14 protein-coding genes are annotated in these 13,778 nt (G+C 67.8%); 7 read left to right on the top strand and 7 right to left on the bottom strand.

Annotated features, from left to right (window positions below; translation table 11 throughout):
* The first annotated feature begins 62 nt into the window (after window positions 1–62).
* Window positions 63–1,010 carry an ABC transporter substrate-binding protein gene (locus tag WS91_RS27060; RefSeq protein ID WP_038745950.1) on the top strand — a complete coding sequence of 316 codons (948 nt, stop codon included), beginning with the start codon at window positions 63–65 and terminating at the stop codon, window positions 1,008–1,010.
* Between the two features lie 347 nt (window positions 1,011–1,357).
* On the opposite strand, the gene WS91_RS27055 is transcribed toward WS91_RS27060, so the two are convergent.
* Window positions 1,358–2,737, bottom strand: a complete 1,380-nt coding sequence (locus WS91_RS27055; RefSeq protein WP_059671361.1) for an FAD-containing oxidoreductase — start codon at window positions 2,735–2,737, stop codon at window positions 1,358–1,360.
* A 615-nt stretch (window positions 2,738–3,352) separates the two neighbouring features.
* Window positions 3,353–3,667 (bottom strand): hypothetical protein, encoded by a 315-nt coding sequence (locus tag WS91_RS37640; RefSeq protein WP_226377338.1) that lies wholly within the window; start codon window positions 3,665–3,667, stop codon window positions 3,353–3,355.
* Between WS91_RS37640 and WS91_RS27050 the strand changes: the two genes are divergently transcribed.
* Complete coding sequence (locus WS91_RS27050; RefSeq protein ID WP_231752107.1) at window positions 3,549–4,883, top strand: sensor domain-containing diguanylate cyclase; 1,335 nt, start codon at window positions 3,549–3,551, stop codon at window positions 4,881–4,883. The genes WS91_RS37640 and WS91_RS27050 overlap by 119 nt on opposite strands.
* A gap of 326 nt (window positions 4,884–5,209) precedes the next feature.
* Here the strand turns inward: WS91_RS27050 and WS91_RS27045 are convergent, their stop codons facing one another.
* The 5 genes from WS91_RS27045 to phnF all read right to left on the bottom strand — a co-directional run bounded on the left by WS91_RS27045 (window position 5,210) and on the right by phnF (window position 9,379).
* Window positions 5,210–5,839 carry a DapH/DapD/GlmU-related protein gene (locus WS91_RS27045; RefSeq protein WP_059671360.1) on the bottom strand — a complete coding sequence of 210 codons (630 nt, stop codon included), beginning with the start codon at window positions 5,837–5,839 and terminating at the stop codon, window positions 5,210–5,212.
* Window positions 5,836–6,474: a phosphonate metabolism protein/1,5-bisphosphokinase (PRPP-forming) PhnN gene (gene phnN, locus WS91_RS27040; RefSeq protein ID WP_038745942.1), complete on the bottom strand. Its 639-nt coding sequence runs from the start codon at window positions 6,472–6,474 to the stop codon at window positions 5,836–5,838. Before phnN ends, WS91_RS27045 begins: the two co-directional genes overlap by 4 nt.
* Window positions 6,471–7,229 carry a DUF1045 domain-containing protein gene (locus tag WS91_RS27035; RefSeq protein ID WP_038745940.1) on the bottom strand — a complete coding sequence of 253 codons (759 nt, stop codon included), beginning with the start codon at window positions 7,227–7,229 and terminating at the stop codon, window positions 6,471–6,473. Before WS91_RS27035 ends, phnN begins: the two co-directional genes overlap by 4 nt.
* Before the next feature lie 14 nt (window positions 7,230–7,243).
* Window positions 7,244–8,500 (bottom strand): alpha-D-ribose 1-methylphosphonate 5-triphosphate diphosphatase, encoded by a 1,257-nt coding sequence (locus WS91_RS27030; protein ID WP_059671438.1) that lies wholly within the window; start codon window positions 8,498–8,500, stop codon window positions 7,244–7,246.
* A 162-nt stretch (window positions 8,501–8,662) separates the two neighbouring features.
* Complete coding sequence (phnF, locus tag WS91_RS27025; protein ID WP_038745938.1) at window positions 8,663–9,379, bottom strand: phosphonate metabolism transcriptional regulator PhnF; 717 nt, start codon at window positions 9,377–9,379, stop codon at window positions 8,663–8,665.
* 319 nt (window positions 9,380–9,698) lie between these two features.
* Here phnF and phnG point away from each other — a divergent pair, with 319 nt between their 5' ends.
* From phnG to phnK, 5 genes are read left to right on the top strand one after another with little or no spacing between them, the layout of a single operon-like run.
* A complete protein-coding gene (gene phnG / locus WS91_RS27020) occupies window positions 9,699–10,187 on the top strand; it encodes a phosphonate C-P lyase system protein PhnG (RefSeq protein ID WP_059577022.1) in 489 nt (162 codons plus the stop codon).
* 1 nt (window position 10,188) lies between these two features.
* Entirely contained in the window at window positions 10,189–10,833 is a 645-nt protein-coding gene (phnH, locus tag WS91_RS27015) for a phosphonate C-P lyase system protein PhnH (protein WP_059576798.1), read from the top strand.
* A 1-nt stretch (window position 10,834) separates the two neighbouring features.
* Window positions 10,835–12,121, top strand: a complete 1,287-nt coding sequence (locus WS91_RS27010) for a carbon-phosphorus lyase complex subunit PhnI (RefSeq protein ID WP_059671359.1) — start codon at window positions 10,835–10,837, stop codon at window positions 12,119–12,121.
* Window positions 12,118–13,005 carry an alpha-D-ribose 1-methylphosphonate 5-phosphate C-P-lyase PhnJ gene (locus WS91_RS27005; protein ID WP_059576804.1) on the top strand — a complete coding sequence of 296 codons (888 nt, stop codon included), beginning with the start codon at window positions 12,118–12,120 and terminating at the stop codon, window positions 13,003–13,005. The genes WS91_RS27010 and WS91_RS27005 overlap by 4 nt, the downstream gene beginning before the upstream one ends.
* Window positions 13,002–13,778: a phosphonate C-P lyase system protein PhnK gene (gene phnK, locus WS91_RS27000; protein WP_059671358.1), complete on the top strand. Its 777-nt coding sequence runs from the start codon at window positions 13,002–13,004 to the stop codon at window positions 13,776–13,778. The genes WS91_RS27005 and phnK overlap by 4 nt, the downstream gene beginning before the upstream one ends.

The following is a 13,778-nucleotide window of genomic DNA, read 5'->3' as shown; positions in this document are numbered from 1 at the left end:
ATGCGGCGCGCGCGCAGGTCCTCGTGCGCGCCCTCCATCACGGACCATACGGAGACAACGACATGTCGGAGATCAAACACAAGCTCGTTCAGACCGGCGCCGCGTGCGCGCTCGCGTTCGCGGCGTGCGCCGCGCACGCGGGCGACAAGCCGCTCAAGTCGATCGGCATCACCGTCGGCTCGCTCGGCAATCCGTACTTCGTCACCGTCGTGAAAGGCGCGCAGGCGCAGGCGAAGGAGCTCAATCCGAACGCGAAAGTCACCGCGGTCTCCGCCGACTACGACCTGAACAAGCAGTTCACGCAGATCGACAACTTCATCTCGGCCCACGTCGATATGATCCTGCTGAACGCCGCCGATCCGAAAGCGATCGAGCCCGCCGTGCGCCGGGCGCAGGCGGCCGGCATCGCGGTGATCGCGGTCGACGTCGCGGCGTCCGGCGCGGATGCGACCGTGCAGACGAACAACGTGAAGGCTGGCGAGCTCGCATGCGACTACCTCGCGAAGAAGCTCGACGGCAAGGGCAACGTGATCATCGAGAACGGCCCGCAAGTGTCGGCCGTCATCGATCGCGTGAACGGCTGCAAGGCGGTGCTCGCGAAGAATCCGGGCCTCAAGCTGCTGTCGAGCGACCAGGACGGCAAGGGCTCGCGCGAAGGCGGAATGAACGCAATGCAGGGCTACCTGACGCGCTTTCCGAAAGTCGACGGCGTATTCGCGATCAACGATCCGCAGGCGATCGGCAGCGACCTCGCCGCGAAGCAACTGCATCGCACCGGCATCGTGATCACGTCGGTGGACGGCGCACCCGATATCGAAACCGCACTCCAGAGCGACACGCAGGTGCAGGCGTCGTCGAGCCAGGACCCGTTCGCGATGGCGAAGAAGGCGGTGTCGGTCGGCTATGGGGTGATGAACGGACACAAGCCCGCGAATGCGATGATCCTGCTCGAACCGACGCTCGTCACGCGCGACAACGCGAAGCGCTACAAGGGCTGGAGCTCGCATTGATTCTTCCGGGCCGAGCGAGCGGCGGCGGTGCGCGCGACAGTACGACGGATGCCTGAATGAGGCCGGCGTGCCGCCGGCGCGTGCTCGCGCGGCGCGTCGTGCCGCGCGCCGGTTCGTCCGTCGTTCGATCGCGGCAGCGGACATGCGCGCCCCGGCCGAATCCGGTTCCGACTTCCGAACGGCGGCGTTCGCACGCGCCGTGCGCGACATCTCGCTTCAGCACCCGGAAATGGCGAAGCGATCGGCGTCGAACGGCGGCCGAACGCTTGATCACTCGAGATCGCGCGATCATCCGATTACGCGATCGCGTGCGGCGCCGCGCCCGCACGCGCGTCCCCTCCCCTTCTCTACGCCAGCGGACGCAAATCCTGTAGCAGCGTCGGCACCAGCTCCGACACGGTCGGATGAATGTGCATCGCGCGGCTGATCGTCGTGTACGGCGCTTTCGCATACATCACGTCGAGCAGCGAATGCACGACTTCATCGCCCGTCACGCCGAGAATCGACGCGCCGAGAATCGCGCGGCTCTCCGCGTCGACGATCACTTTCATGAAACCGAGGCTCTCGCCTTTTTCCACCGCGCGTCCGACGCGCGTCATCGGCCGCGTGCCGACCAGCAACCGGCGCCCCGAACGCGCCGCCTCGTCCTGCGTCATTCCCACGCGGGCGAGCGGCGGATCGATGAACATCGCATAGGCAGGGATGCGATCCGACACCTTGCGCGGATCGTCGTCGAGCAGATTGGCCGCGACGATCTCGTAGTCGTTGTAAGACGTATGCGTGAATCCGCCTCGACCGTTGCAGTCGCCCAGCGCCCAGATGCCTTCCACGTTGGTGCGCAACTGCTCGTCCACGTTGACGTAGCCGTGCGCGTCGGTTTCGACGCCGGCCTTCTCCAGCCCGAGATCGTCGGTATTCGGCACGCGCCCGACGGCGAGCAGCAGATGCGAGCCCGTCGCTTCTCGCGCGCCGGCCGCGCAATCGAGCCCGACCACCACGTTGCCCGCGTCGCGCCGCACGCTCAGGCAATCGGCACCGAGCTGTACGTCGATCCCTTCGCTCTCCAGAATGTCCCGCACCGCCTGCGACACGTCCTCGTCCTCGCGCCTGATCAGCCGCGCGCCTTTCTCGACGATCGTCACGCGCGATCCGAAGCGGCGGTACATCTGACCGAACTCGAGCCCCACGTAGCTGCCGCCGACGATGATCAGATGCTCGGGCAAGAAGTCCACGTCCATCATCGTCGAGTTGGTGAAATAGGGCACCTGCTCGAGTCCGGGCATCGGCGGAATCAGCGCCCGCCCGCCGACGTTGATGAAGATCCGGCCGGCTTCCAGCAGCTCGTCGCCGACGCGCACCGAACGCGCGCTCTCGAAACGGGCGTGCCCCTGATAGACCGTGCCGTTCTCGAGGCCGCGCACCCATTGTTCGACACCGTGGTTCGAGCGCCCGGAGATCCGATCCTTGCGCGCCTTCACTTTCTTCATGTCGACCGTGACCGGCCCGCCTATCGCGACGCCGTATTCGTCCGTGCGCCGCGCGAGATGCGCCGCGTATGCGCTCGCGATCAGCGTCTTCGTGGGAATGCAGCCGGTGTTCACGCAGGTGCCGCCGAAGCGCGCCCGCTCGACGACCGCCACCTTCATGCCCGCGCCGGACAACCGGGCGGCGAGCGGCGGGCCGGATTGACCGGTGCCGATGATGATTGCATCGAAGCGTCGAGTCATGGCGTTCTCCTTCGTTGCCGTTGCCGTTGCGTCGGATACGTGCCGTCGCGAGCGCTCCGCATGCCTTCGAGGCCGCGCTTGCAAACGGCGAATCTCATCGCTAGAAAAACCGAATGAACGTTTGAGACGTCGCGCACGTCTCTCTTCAATCTCGATCGAACGTCGCCCAATCCACGAATGATAAGACGATTTCGCTCATCCGCCGTTTTGGGGTCCTGCCCTTGACGCCGGCAGCGGGGCGGAACCCGCGCGTCGAGCCATCGCCGCGTCGGCGAGCCATATCGGCGAGCGCCGTCGGCAAGCGTCTCGGTCGGCGCGCCGGATTGTTTTGGATTCCCGTCGATCGGTCGCCCCGGGCCGGGATTCGAGCGTGCGCCGGACACGCGGCGCGCCGCGAAACCTTCAAACGAGCATGCCCGACGCGATTCATCACACCAGGCCCATCGCGAGCGAGCGCGTGCGATAAGCCGGCTTTCGGCCCTGGCGGTTCGCGAAATTCGATGCGGCGAACCGACGGCGGCGATACCGGCGCGTGTCTGCACAGCCATCGCATGCCCTTGCCCTCCCACCGCTTCAGCGCGGCTCCACCGTGAATGACGATGCACCCCGAATGGACTAAAGTAAATCAACGTCGCGGCGGACCGCGTCGTCAACATTCAATTCATTCGTACGGGGTGCCTTCCAGTTCCGCTTTTCGCACTTCGTTTCGCCGTCCACCAGATGGACGCGCCGGCTTTCGCGTTCGGGAGATCCAATGGATGGTTTTCTCATACAACGCCCGTCTCGCTTGCAGACGCTTGGGGCCGGAGCAATGGGGCTGATGACGCTGGGCGCGCTCACGGCCACCGCGCCGAGCGCGAATCTGCGGCTGCCGGCGATCGCGCCGTTCTTGCCGATGTGCGCATTGACGGTGTTCACCACTTCGATCATTGCCGCGTTCCTTCTCGGCGCGCAGTTCACCGTCATGCGTCGCCCCGTCCTCGGTGCGCTCGCCGGCGCGTACGCGTTCGCGGCGACGACGGTGGCGCTCCAGCTGCTCGCGTATCCGGGCGTCTTCTCGCCGGCCGGCCTGCTCGGCGCGCGACGTTACGGCGCGGCATGGATATGGATGTTCTGGCACGCGGGCTTCCCGCTGCTCGTCGTGATCGCGCTGCTGACGCGCTACCGGCTCGCGAACCGGCTCGACCGCACGCGCCACGTCGGCCGCTGGCTGGCGGCGTTGATCGGCGTGCCGGCCGCATCCGGCATCGCGCTCGGCGTTGTCGCGTTGTACGCCGATCTGCCCGGGCCGTTCGATCCGTCGCTCGACAACGCGTTGTTCGCCGCCAATCTCGCCGCGAGCGTCGTCTGGGCGATCAATCTCGGCTCGATCGCGGCCGCGCTGTTCATCGGCCGCATGAGAACGACGCTCGACGTCTGGCTCGTCGTCGTGCTGCTCGCTTGCTTCACCGACACCAGCCTGAATCTGTTGAGCACCACGCGCTTCAGCGTCGGGTGGTACGTCGCGCGGCTCTTCAGCATGTTCACGCCGGGCGTGCTGGTTTGCGTGCTCATATGGGAAGTGACCGTGCTGTACCGTCGGCTCTTCGACGCGCACGCATCGCTCGTGCGAACCGCGTCGCACGATGCGCTGACGATGGTGTACAACCGCAGCTATTTCAACGAGCAGTTCGAAAAAACCTTTCGCCACGCGAATCGGCACAATCTGCCGATCGCGCTCGTGATGGTCGACGTCGATCATTTCAAGCGCTACAACGACACGTTCGGTCATCTGCAAGGCGACACGTGCCTCGCCGCCGTCGCGGCCGCGCTGTCCGGCGTCGCGAACCGTCCGACCGATTTCGTCGCGCGCTACGGAGGCGAGGAGTTCGCCGTCGTGCTGCCCGGAACGGACGAACACGGCGCGCAGACGATCGCGGAGCAAGCGCGGCAGGCCGTCGAACGCCTGCGCCTCGCCGCCGATACGGAGCCCGGCTGCGTGACGGTCAGCGCGGGCTATGCGGCAAGCAGCGGCAATCCGTTCGAAACGCCGCAAGCGCTCGTCGCCGCCGCCGATGCCGCGCTTTATCGCGCGAAGACGCTCGGCCGGAACGTCGTCGCGCCCGCCCATCTCGCCGCGACGGCGGCCGAGGTCACAAATCGCTAGCGTGCGAATTTTCTCTCGCCGTCGCGCGCATCGACGTCGATCGTAGCGGCATGCGATGCGCACTGCCGGACGGCGCCGCGATGCGCGCGGGTCGCACCGCATATTGCCTCCCGCGCATCGAGGCGACCGATGATCGCGAGCAATCGGCGCCCCCCGCCGACCGGGCCGGATCACTCCGTCGCAGCTCGACGCCCATTCATCGGGGGATTGAACGGGCGTCGCGGCGCGCCCTGCCGGGGCTCTCGCGCCGTTGCCGGTCGCGCCGTCGGAACCGGCCTCGTCGAATCGTTCGGCGAATGCGCGCCGATCGTCGCAGAACGCGCCGCTCAACCCCACGCAGCGCAGAACGCGTCGACGTCGCCGTGCTGAAAATCCGCCAGCCGCTCGCGGATCACCTCGTCCGGCCAGTTCCACCACGCGATGGCTTGCAGCCTGCGCGCGACGTCGCGCGCGAAACGATCGCGGATCTTCCGCGCCGGAACGCCGCCGACGACGGCGTACGGCGCGACGTCGCGGCTCACCACCGCGCCCGCGGCCAGCACCGCGCCGTCGCCCACCGTCACGCCCGGCAGCACGATCACGCCATGGCCGATCCACACGTCGTTGCCGATCAAGACGCGATCGGTGCGCCGCTCGCCGAAGAATGCGGCATCGCGCGCGGTGTCGTCGAAGTAATACTCAGGGCAATAGGTGAAGCGATGCTGGGACGCGCGTTCCATCGGATGATTCGGCGCGCCGATGCGCACGTTCGCCGCAATTGCGCAGAAGCGGCCGATCTCGGCGTCGGCGATCATGCATCGTTCGCCGATGTACGAATAGTCGCCGAGCGCCGCATATTCGACGACGCTGTCGTGCAGGATTTCGCAACGCCGCCCGATGCACGCGTCGCGCACCCGCGCACTCGGGCTGACGACGGTTTCCGCGATCTTCGGCGGCGGGCGAAGTGAATCGTTCATACGCGAACGGGTAAAAGCGTCGAGCCGGCCGTCCGGGCCGCATTTCGCGGGGCCGTGTCGGGCGCATGGCCCGCGCGTGCGAGCGCGAATAGCGCCGACGCCGCGGCATCGATCGTCGTGTCGTTTGGAATCCGGATCATCGTGCAGCCGTCAGGCACCGCGAATGCCTGCTGGGCGCGCTCGATGCGCGCGGCGATCCGCGCCGCGTCCTCCCGGCCGCGCCGCAACAGGCGCGCGGCGAGGATATCCGTCGACACGACGAGCTCGACCGCGATCAGTTGCGCATAGCGCGCGCTCGCGTGCGGCAGATAGGCTCTCGAGCCGTTGACGATCACGGCGTCGCCCGATGCGATCCATGCGTCGATCTCGATTCCGACGCCATACGACAGGCCGTGGCCGCGCCAGTGCATCGCGAAGCGGCCGTCCTCGGCGCGGCGCGCGAATTCCGCGTCGGACAGCGCGATCGACGCCTCGGTCGCACCGCTGTCGCGCGTGATGTAGCGGCGCGCGATGCGGACCCGGTCGCGCGCCGTCAGCCGCGCGGCGATCCACGCGAGCACGCTGTCCTTGCCGCTGCCCGACGCGCCCGTCAGATAGACGAGCGCGCCCGGTCGCGACACTTGCGTCGCATTCATCGATGATCCTTCAGAGCCGCCGCGCCCGCGCCGTCGCGCGTCGAACCGTCGAAGCCGTAATGGCGCGCGACGACGAACGGCCGGTCGGGCGCGGGCTGCACGAAAATCGACACGTCGCGCACGTTCATCGATACGGCATCGAGCGCGGCGGCGCACCCGTGACGCGCGGCGAGCCGCGCGAACGCGTTCGTCGCGGCGTCCGCCGACGCCGTATCCAGTTGATTCGTCAGTGTGATGTGGAACGCGAACGTGTCGAACACGTACGGATATCCCCAGCGAACGAGGTGCGCTTCCTCGCGCGGCGTGAGGCCCGCGGCGCGCCGGCGCTCGACATCCGTCGCGGGCTGCGGCGCGCGAAAGCCGTCGAGTTCGCGCACGCACGCGTCCGCGAGCGCCTGCAGCGGCCCGCGCTCGACGGACTCATCGGCGGGGCGCCATGCGAGAAAGCCGCGCAACGGCCGCCATTCCAACGAAAGCGCGAAGGGCCGCATGCGCGCGGCGAGCGCGCGCACAGCCACGTCGAGCTCGGCTGCCGAGCGGCCGGCGGCGAGCCGGAACGGCGGCTTGAGCGTCGCGTGCAAACCATAGGTGCGCGGACCGCTCGTCCACGCATCGACACGTGCGTCGTCGAGCTCCGCGCTCCGTTCGATTCGTTCGCCGGTCAACGCATCGCGGCCGAGCCAGCGGCTGCCGAGCGCGTTCCACGGCTCGGCCGGCGTCAGATAAACGGCATAGCGGGCATCGTTCACGGGCATTCTTCGCCTCGCCGTCACGCCGCGTCGAGCTGCACGGCGTCGCGCGCCGGGCGCATCGCCCACTGGCCGGTCGAGTACGCGACGCGCCCGCCGACGATCGTCGCGCACACGCGCGGCAGGCCGGGCACGCTGTCGTCGACGAGAATCGCGTCGGCGCGCAGATGTCTGTCGAGTTCGCCGCGATCGTCGAGGCCGGCCGCGCGCGCCGGATTCGACGAGATCAGACGCCACGCGTGCGCGAGCGGCAGCGCCCCGCGCGCCGCGAGCTCGAACGCGGCCGCGATCGGCGCGGGATAGTAGTAGTCCGAAGCCAGCACGTCGCACAGCCCGGCCTTCACCATCTCCGAGGAGCTCGGCGCATTCATGTGGCTGCCGCCGCGCACCACGTTCGGCGCGCCGAACACCACCGCGTCGCCGAGCTCGCGCGCGGTCATCGCGGTCTCCACCGTCAACGGGAATTCGCCGATGCTGCACCCCATCGCATGATGACGGCGGCGCACCTCCGGATTCGGATCGTCATGCGAAGCCACGCGCAATCCCGCGTCGAGCGCGGCCCGAACGAGCCGCGCCGCCGACGCGGGCACGGCATCCGCCGCCGCTTGTGCGGCGCGAACGCGCTCGCAGAATGCGTCGACGTCGCACTGCGCGCGGTCCGCATAGTGCTGGAGCTTGCGCGCATTGCCCAAGCGCTTGACCATCTCGGGCAAGTGATCGTTGAGCGCGACGAACTGCACGCGGCCGGCGCGAATCCATTCGCAGGCGAGCGCAACGTCGGCGACGTTGTGCGCTTCGAAGCGCAGGTGCACGTAGTGATGCGCGCCGAGCACGTCGCGGTGGCGCGCCAGCGCGTCGAACATGCGCTCCGCGTACGCCGCGCCGCGCAATCCGCCCTCCCACGACAGCGTCACGCCGTGGAACTCGGTCGTGATGCCGTTGGCGAGCAGCTGCCTGTCGGTATCGTAGAGCGCGTGGCGATAATCGAAGCTGACGTTCGGCCGCGGCATGACGACCCGCTCGAACGCGTCGCCGTGCAGATCGACGATGCCCGGCAGCACCAGAAGATTGCCGGCGTTCAGGAAATCGGCAGCGGACGGCGGCGCATCGTCGCGGCTCGCCGCATGCACGTCGGCGATGCGTTCGCCCGCGAAGGCGATGCGCGCCGCCTCGATGCCGGAGCGCGTCAGCACCCGGCGGCCGACGATGCCTGCCAGCCGGGACGCCGTGCGGTCGGCGCCGCGCGCGATTGCAGTCGTCAACGAATCGTCCTTCATCTGCGGCACCTCGCTGAGCAAATGACTCATGCGGGGCAGTTTAGCGGGCGACGATGACACCAAGATGTCTAGATAGGCCAGTCTAGACAACCTATCGAATCACCGAACTCGATACCCATCCGCCACGCACGAGCACGCCATATCCGTTCGCGCGCTCGCCGCTCATTCCTCGCCGATCAGCAGCTCCACGCCGTCGCCGACGAAGCTTCCCAGCGTGTACTGCAGCGGCGCGCCCTTCAGGTCCGTATTCAGCGCCTCGACTTGCAGAATCGGCCGCAGCCGCGACTGCTCCAGCAGCCGCGCGACGTCCGGCTCCGGCAGATGCGCCGTGACCTTCGACCATTGCCGGACGTAGTCGTCAATCCCGTAGCGCGCGTACGCCGCGGAGATCGAATGCGTCTCGCGCAGGATATCCGCGAAATCCGGGAAGCGCTTCTGTTCGAAGTAGTTGTCGGAAAGGCTGATCGTCGTTTTCTCGGCCTTGCCGAGCACGCGAATGTGCAAAAGCTTCGCCGTGCGGGGCAGCTTCAGATGGCGCGCGATGTCCGCGTCCTTGATCACGTCGGACTGGACGAGCGTCACGTACCCCAGCACGCCCTGCCGGCGCAGCGTTTCGGTGAAGCGCGTGCGTTTGCCGATCGGATACTGAAGCATGCTCGACTCGACGAAAGTGCCGCGGCCGCGCTCCACGCGCACGAGCCCGTGCTGCTGGAGTTCCGCGATCGCGCGCATGATCGTGTGGCGGTTCACGTCGTAACGCGCGGCCAGATCCGACACGGACGGCAGTAACGTGCCCGGCATGTAGCGATTGGTCCGGATTTCCTCTGCCAGCGATTCACCTATCTGTCGCCATACTGCGATACCTGAACGGCGTTCCATGAGCACTCTTGAGTCGGAAGTTCTTCGGGACGATATCGGATCGGACGATTCTATGCAATTCCACGCGAGCAAGCCTCGCCTCCCCGACACGGCGAACATTTTCGATCACATCGGCGGCCGTCACGAAACCTTCACCGCACTTTGCTGCAATGGTCGCCAATCAACTTGTCTAAACCAGTTGGTATAGACATTTTCTACGACTTCGGCCGGGTGTCGCATGCCGATGCGCGGCGATCCGCCGGCGAGCCGTCACGGCGGCGGCCGCGCGCTGCGGGCAAACATGGGAACACCTCGACGCACCATGGAGAATCCGAAAGCAATGCGAAACGCTCCCGACATTCGCCCCGCCCCGAAACCCGACGAGCGGCTGCGCGCCGACTGGCTGCGCGTGCTCGCGCTCGCCGAATCGGACGAGCTGGATCGCGCGATGCGCGCGCTCGCGGACAGCGCCGAGCTGCCGGCCTATCGCTGGGTTCGGTCGCCGGAAATCGGCATGACGATGGTTCAGGGGCGCGCCGGCGGCACCGGCGCGCGCTTCAATCTCGGCGAAATGACGGTCACGCGGTGCGCGCTGTCTCTCCCGGAGGGCGTGGTCGGCATCGCCTACGTGCAAGGGCGCAGCGCGCGGCACGCCGAGCAGGCGGCGCTCGTCGACGCGCTGATGCAGTCGCCGGCGTGGCATGCGCGCGTCCGGGAAAGCGTGGTCGCGCCGCTCGCCGCATCGCGCGCCGCGCGGCGCGCCCGGCATGCGGCGGACGTGAGCCGCACGCGCGTCGATTTCTTCACGCTGTCGCGCGGAGACGAATGACATGACGCTCGATACCGACACCGCCGCCGTCGCCGCCGTGATGCCGCGCCCCGCATCGCCGGGCCTGCTGCCCGCATTCGCCGATCCGGTGCGCGGCGCGCAATCGACGTTCCGCGCCGCGCTCGCCGCGCTCGCCCATCCGGGACGCATCCGTTCACTCGGCGCCGAGCACGCGTGCGGCGTCCCCGAAGGGCTCTCGCCCGCGATGACGGCGCTGTTGCTCACGCTCGCCGACGCGGACGCGCCGCTGTGGCTGCCCGCCGAGGCCGACGACGAGATTCACCGCTTCCTGCGCTTTCACAACGCATGCACGTTTGCAAAGGCGCCCGCGCACGCGACGTTCGCCGCGGTGCCGGCCGCATGCGCGATGCCGAAGCTCGCGGATTGCGCGCAAGGCGACCCGGCCTACCCGGACCGCTCGACGACGCTGTTGATCGAAGTGACCGCGCTCGGCGAAGGCGACGCGGTGACGCTGCGCGGCCCCGGCATCCTCGACGAGCAGGCGCTGGCCGTCGCGGGGCTGCCCGACGGCTTCTGGGCGCAATGGCGCGTCAACCACGAGCGGTTTCCGCTCGGCGTCGACGTCTTCCTCGTCTGCGGCAACGCGCTTTGCGGCCTGCCGCGCACCATCGTCGTGGAGAACTGACATGTACGTAGCGGTCAAGGGCGGCGAAAAAGCCATCTTGCAGTCGTACCGGATGCTCGAAGAATACCGGCGCGGCGATCCGTCGATTCCGGAGCTGACGATCGGGCAGATCGTCGCGCAGATGCCGCTCGCGGTGTCGCGCGTGATGGCGGAAGGGTCGCTCTACGATCGCCGTCTCGCCGCGCTCGCGATCAAGCAGGCGGCGGGCGATCTGATCGAGGCGATCTTCCTGCTGCGCGCGTACCGGACCACGCTGCCGCGCTTCGCGTACGCGGAGCCCATCGACACGGGCCGCATGGCGGTTTCGCGTCGGATCTCGTCGACGTTCAAGGACGTGCCGGGCGGCCAACTGCTTGGGCCGACCTACGACTACACGCAGCGGCTTCTGGACTTCTCGCTCGAAGCCGCGCGCGATCCGGCCGCCACGCATCCCGGCTGCATCGCTTCGGATGGCGAAGCATGCGCGGAGCGCGCGTCGATGCCCGCGCAGATGTGCGGACACATGCCCGGCATCGCGGCGCTGCTCGAACGCGACGGCCTGATCGAACGCGACGCGCCCGCGCCGGGCGACCCCGCTCCCGTCGATTTGACGCGCGAGGCCATGCAGCTCCCGGCCGATCGCGCGGCCCGCCTGCAGAACCTCGCGCGCGCCGACGAAGGCTTCCTGCTGTCGATGGGCTATTCGACCCAGCGCGGCTACGGCAATACGCACCCGTTCGTCGCGGAGATCCGCTTCGGCAGCGTCGAAGTCGAAATGGAGCTGCCGGAGCTCGGCTTCACGGTCACCGTCGGCGAGATCGACATCACCGAGTGCCAGATGGTGAACGACTTCGGCGGCAACGCTGCGCACGCGCCATGCTTCACGCGCGGATACGGGCTCGCGTTCGGCTACAGCGAGCGCAAGGCGATGGCGATGGCGCTCGTCGATCGCGCGATGCGCGCCGTCGAGCTCGGCGAAAGCGCGGAGTCGCCCGCTAACGACGAGGAATTCGTTCTTTACCACAGCGACAACGTCGAAGCGTCGGGCTTCGTGCAGCATCTGAAGCTGCCGCATCACGTCGACTTCCAGGCGCAGCTCGAATTGCTGCGGCGGCTGAACGCGCAACGCGCGCACGAAGACGCCGCGGCCGCGGCCGCGGGCGGCTCGGCCGAGTGCGCGCCGCGCGCCGACGAGATACGCGAAGTGCGCGACGTGAGCGACGTGAGCAAAACACGCGAGGCGCAAGACGCGAACGCAAGCGCGCACGCCGACGCCGATGCGATGACGCCTCACGGAGTATCGGCATGACGACAGACATGCAAGTCGAACGCGATCCGCACTACAACTTCGGCTACCTCGACGAAGCGACGAAGCGCATGCTGCGCCGCGCGCTGCTGAAGGCGGTCGCGATCCCCGGCTATCAGGTGCCGTTCGGCAGCCGGGAGATGCCGTTGCCCTACGGCTGGGGCACGGGCGGCATTCAGGTGAGCGCATCGATCATCGGCGAAGACGACGTGCTCAAGGTGATCGACCAGGGCTCCGACGACACGACCAACGCGGTCAACATCCGCCGCTTCTTCGGCCGGGTCGCCGGCGTCGCGACGACCGAGCGCACGCGCGACGCCACCATCGTCCAGACGCGCCACCGCGTGCCGGAAACGCCGCTCGCCGAAGGCCAGATCCTCGTGTTCCAGGTGCCGATTCCGGAGCCGCTGCGCTGGCTCGAATCGAGCGAGAAGGAAACCCGGACGATGCACGCGCTCGCCGAATACGGCGCGATGCACGTTCAGCTCTACGAGGACATCGCGCGATACGGCCACATCGCGACGACATACGACTACCCGGTGGTCGTCAACGGACGCTACATGATGCGTCCGTCGCCGATCCCGAAGTTCGACAACCCGAAACTCGACCGCAATCCGGCGCTGATGCTGTTCGGCGCCGGGCGCGAGAAGCGCGTGTACGCGGTGCCGCCGTACACGCCGGTCAAGAGCCTCGACTTCGATGACCATCCGTTCACGGTCGAGAAATGGGAACAGCGCTGCGCGATCTGCGGCTCGGACAAGAGCTACCTCGACGAGATCATCGTCGACGATCAGGGCACGCGCGAGTTCGTTTGTTCGGATAGCGAATATTGCGCGGAGCGAACCGTGTCGCAGCAAGCGAAGCAAGCCAAGGAGGACGCCGCATGAACGCCCGCCCGTTGTTGTCCGTGCGCGGCCTGACCAAGACCTGGGACGGCGTTCACGGCTTTCGCGACGTGAGCTTCGAGCTCCATCCGGGCGAAGTGCTCTGCATCGTCGGCGAATCCGGCTCGGGCAAGACCACGCTGCTCGACGCGCTGTCCGCGCAAATCGCGCCGCAGTCCGGCTCCGTTCACTACGATCGGCCGGGCCAGGGGCTCGTCGATCTCGCGGCGCTCGCCGGCGCGCGCATGCGGCTGCTCGCGCGCACCGACTGGGGCTTCGTCCGGCAGCACGCGCGGGACGGCCTGCGCATGCAGGTCAGCGCGGGCGGCAACATCGCGGAGCGCCTGATGTCGATCGGGCAGCGCCATTACGGCGAGCTGCGCGCGACGGCCACGCAATGGCTCGACAAGATGGAAATCGACGTCGGCCGCCTCGACGACGCGCCGACGACCTTCTCGGGCGGCATGCAACAGCGGCTGCAGATCGCGCGCAATCTGGTCACGCGCCCGCGCCTCGTTTTCATGGACGAGCCGACGGCGTCGCTCGACGTCTCCGTGCAGGCCCGCCTGCTCGATCTGCTGCGCCAGCTCGTCAACGAAATGGGGCTCGCCGCGATCGTCGTCACGCACGATCTGGCGGTCGCGCGGCTGCTCGCGCACCGCACGCTCGTGATGCAGGGCGGCGAGGTGGTCGAGAGCGGGCTCACCGATCAGGTGCTCGACGATCCGCAACACCCGTACACGCAATTGCTCGTCTCCTCGATGCTGCAAAACTGA

The sequence above is a fragment of the Burkholderia sp. MSMB1498 genome (genome assembly GCF_001526245.1).
GTDB lineage: Bacteria > Pseudomonadota > Gammaproteobacteria > Burkholderiales > Burkholderiaceae > Burkholderia > Burkholderia savannae.
Note: the sequence above shows the minus strand (reverse complement) of the source record. Positions and strands in the feature narration are given on the sequence as shown.

Coding starts and splice junctions, on each gene's coding strand:
- WS91_RS27060 (WP_038745950.1), top strand. CDS start 63: ATGTCGGAGATCAAACACAAGCTCGTTCAGACCGGCGCCGCGTGCGCG.
- WS91_RS27055 (WP_059671361.1), bottom strand. CDS start 2,737: ATGACTCGACGCTTCGATGCAATCATCATCGGCACCGGTCAATCCGGC.
- WS91_RS27050 (WP_231752107.1), top strand. CDS start 3,549: ATGGGGCTGATGACGCTGGGCGCGCTCACGGCCACCGCGCCGAGCGCG.
- WS91_RS37640 (WP_226377338.1), bottom strand. CDS start 3,667: ATGATCGAAGTGGTGAACACCGTCAATGCGCACATCGGCAAGAACGGC.
- WS91_RS27045 (WP_059671360.1), bottom strand. CDS start 5,839: ATGAACGATTCACTTCGCCCGCCGCCGAAGATCGCGGAAACCGTCGTC.
- phnN (WP_038745942.1), bottom strand. CDS start 6,474: ATGAATGCGACGCAAGTGTCGCGACCGGGCGCGCTCGTCTATCTGACG.
- WS91_RS27035 (WP_038745940.1), bottom strand. CDS start 7,229: ATGCCCGTGAACGATGCCCGCTATGCCGTTTATCTGACGCCGGCCGAG.
- WS91_RS27030 (WP_059671438.1), bottom strand. CDS start 8,500: ATGAAGGACGATTCGTTGACGACTGCAATCGCGCGCGGCGCCGACCGC.
- phnF (WP_038745938.1), bottom strand. CDS start 9,379: ATGGAACGCCGTTCAGGTATCGCAGTATGGCGACAGATAGGTGAATCG.
- phnG (WP_059577022.1), top strand. CDS start 9,699: ATGCGAAACGCTCCCGACATTCGCCCCGCCCCGAAACCCGACGAGCGG.
- phnH (WP_059576798.1), top strand. CDS start 10,189: ATGACGCTCGATACCGACACCGCCGCCGTCGCCGCCGTGATGCCGCGC.
- WS91_RS27010 (WP_059671359.1), top strand. CDS start 10,835: ATGTACGTAGCGGTCAAGGGCGGCGAAAAAGCCATCTTGCAGTCGTAC.
- WS91_RS27005 (WP_059576804.1), top strand. CDS start 12,118: ATGACGACAGACATGCAAGTCGAACGCGATCCGCACTACAACTTCGGC.
- phnK (WP_059671358.1), top strand. CDS start 13,002: ATGAACGCCCGCCCGTTGTTGTCCGTGCGCGGCCTGACCAAGACCTGG.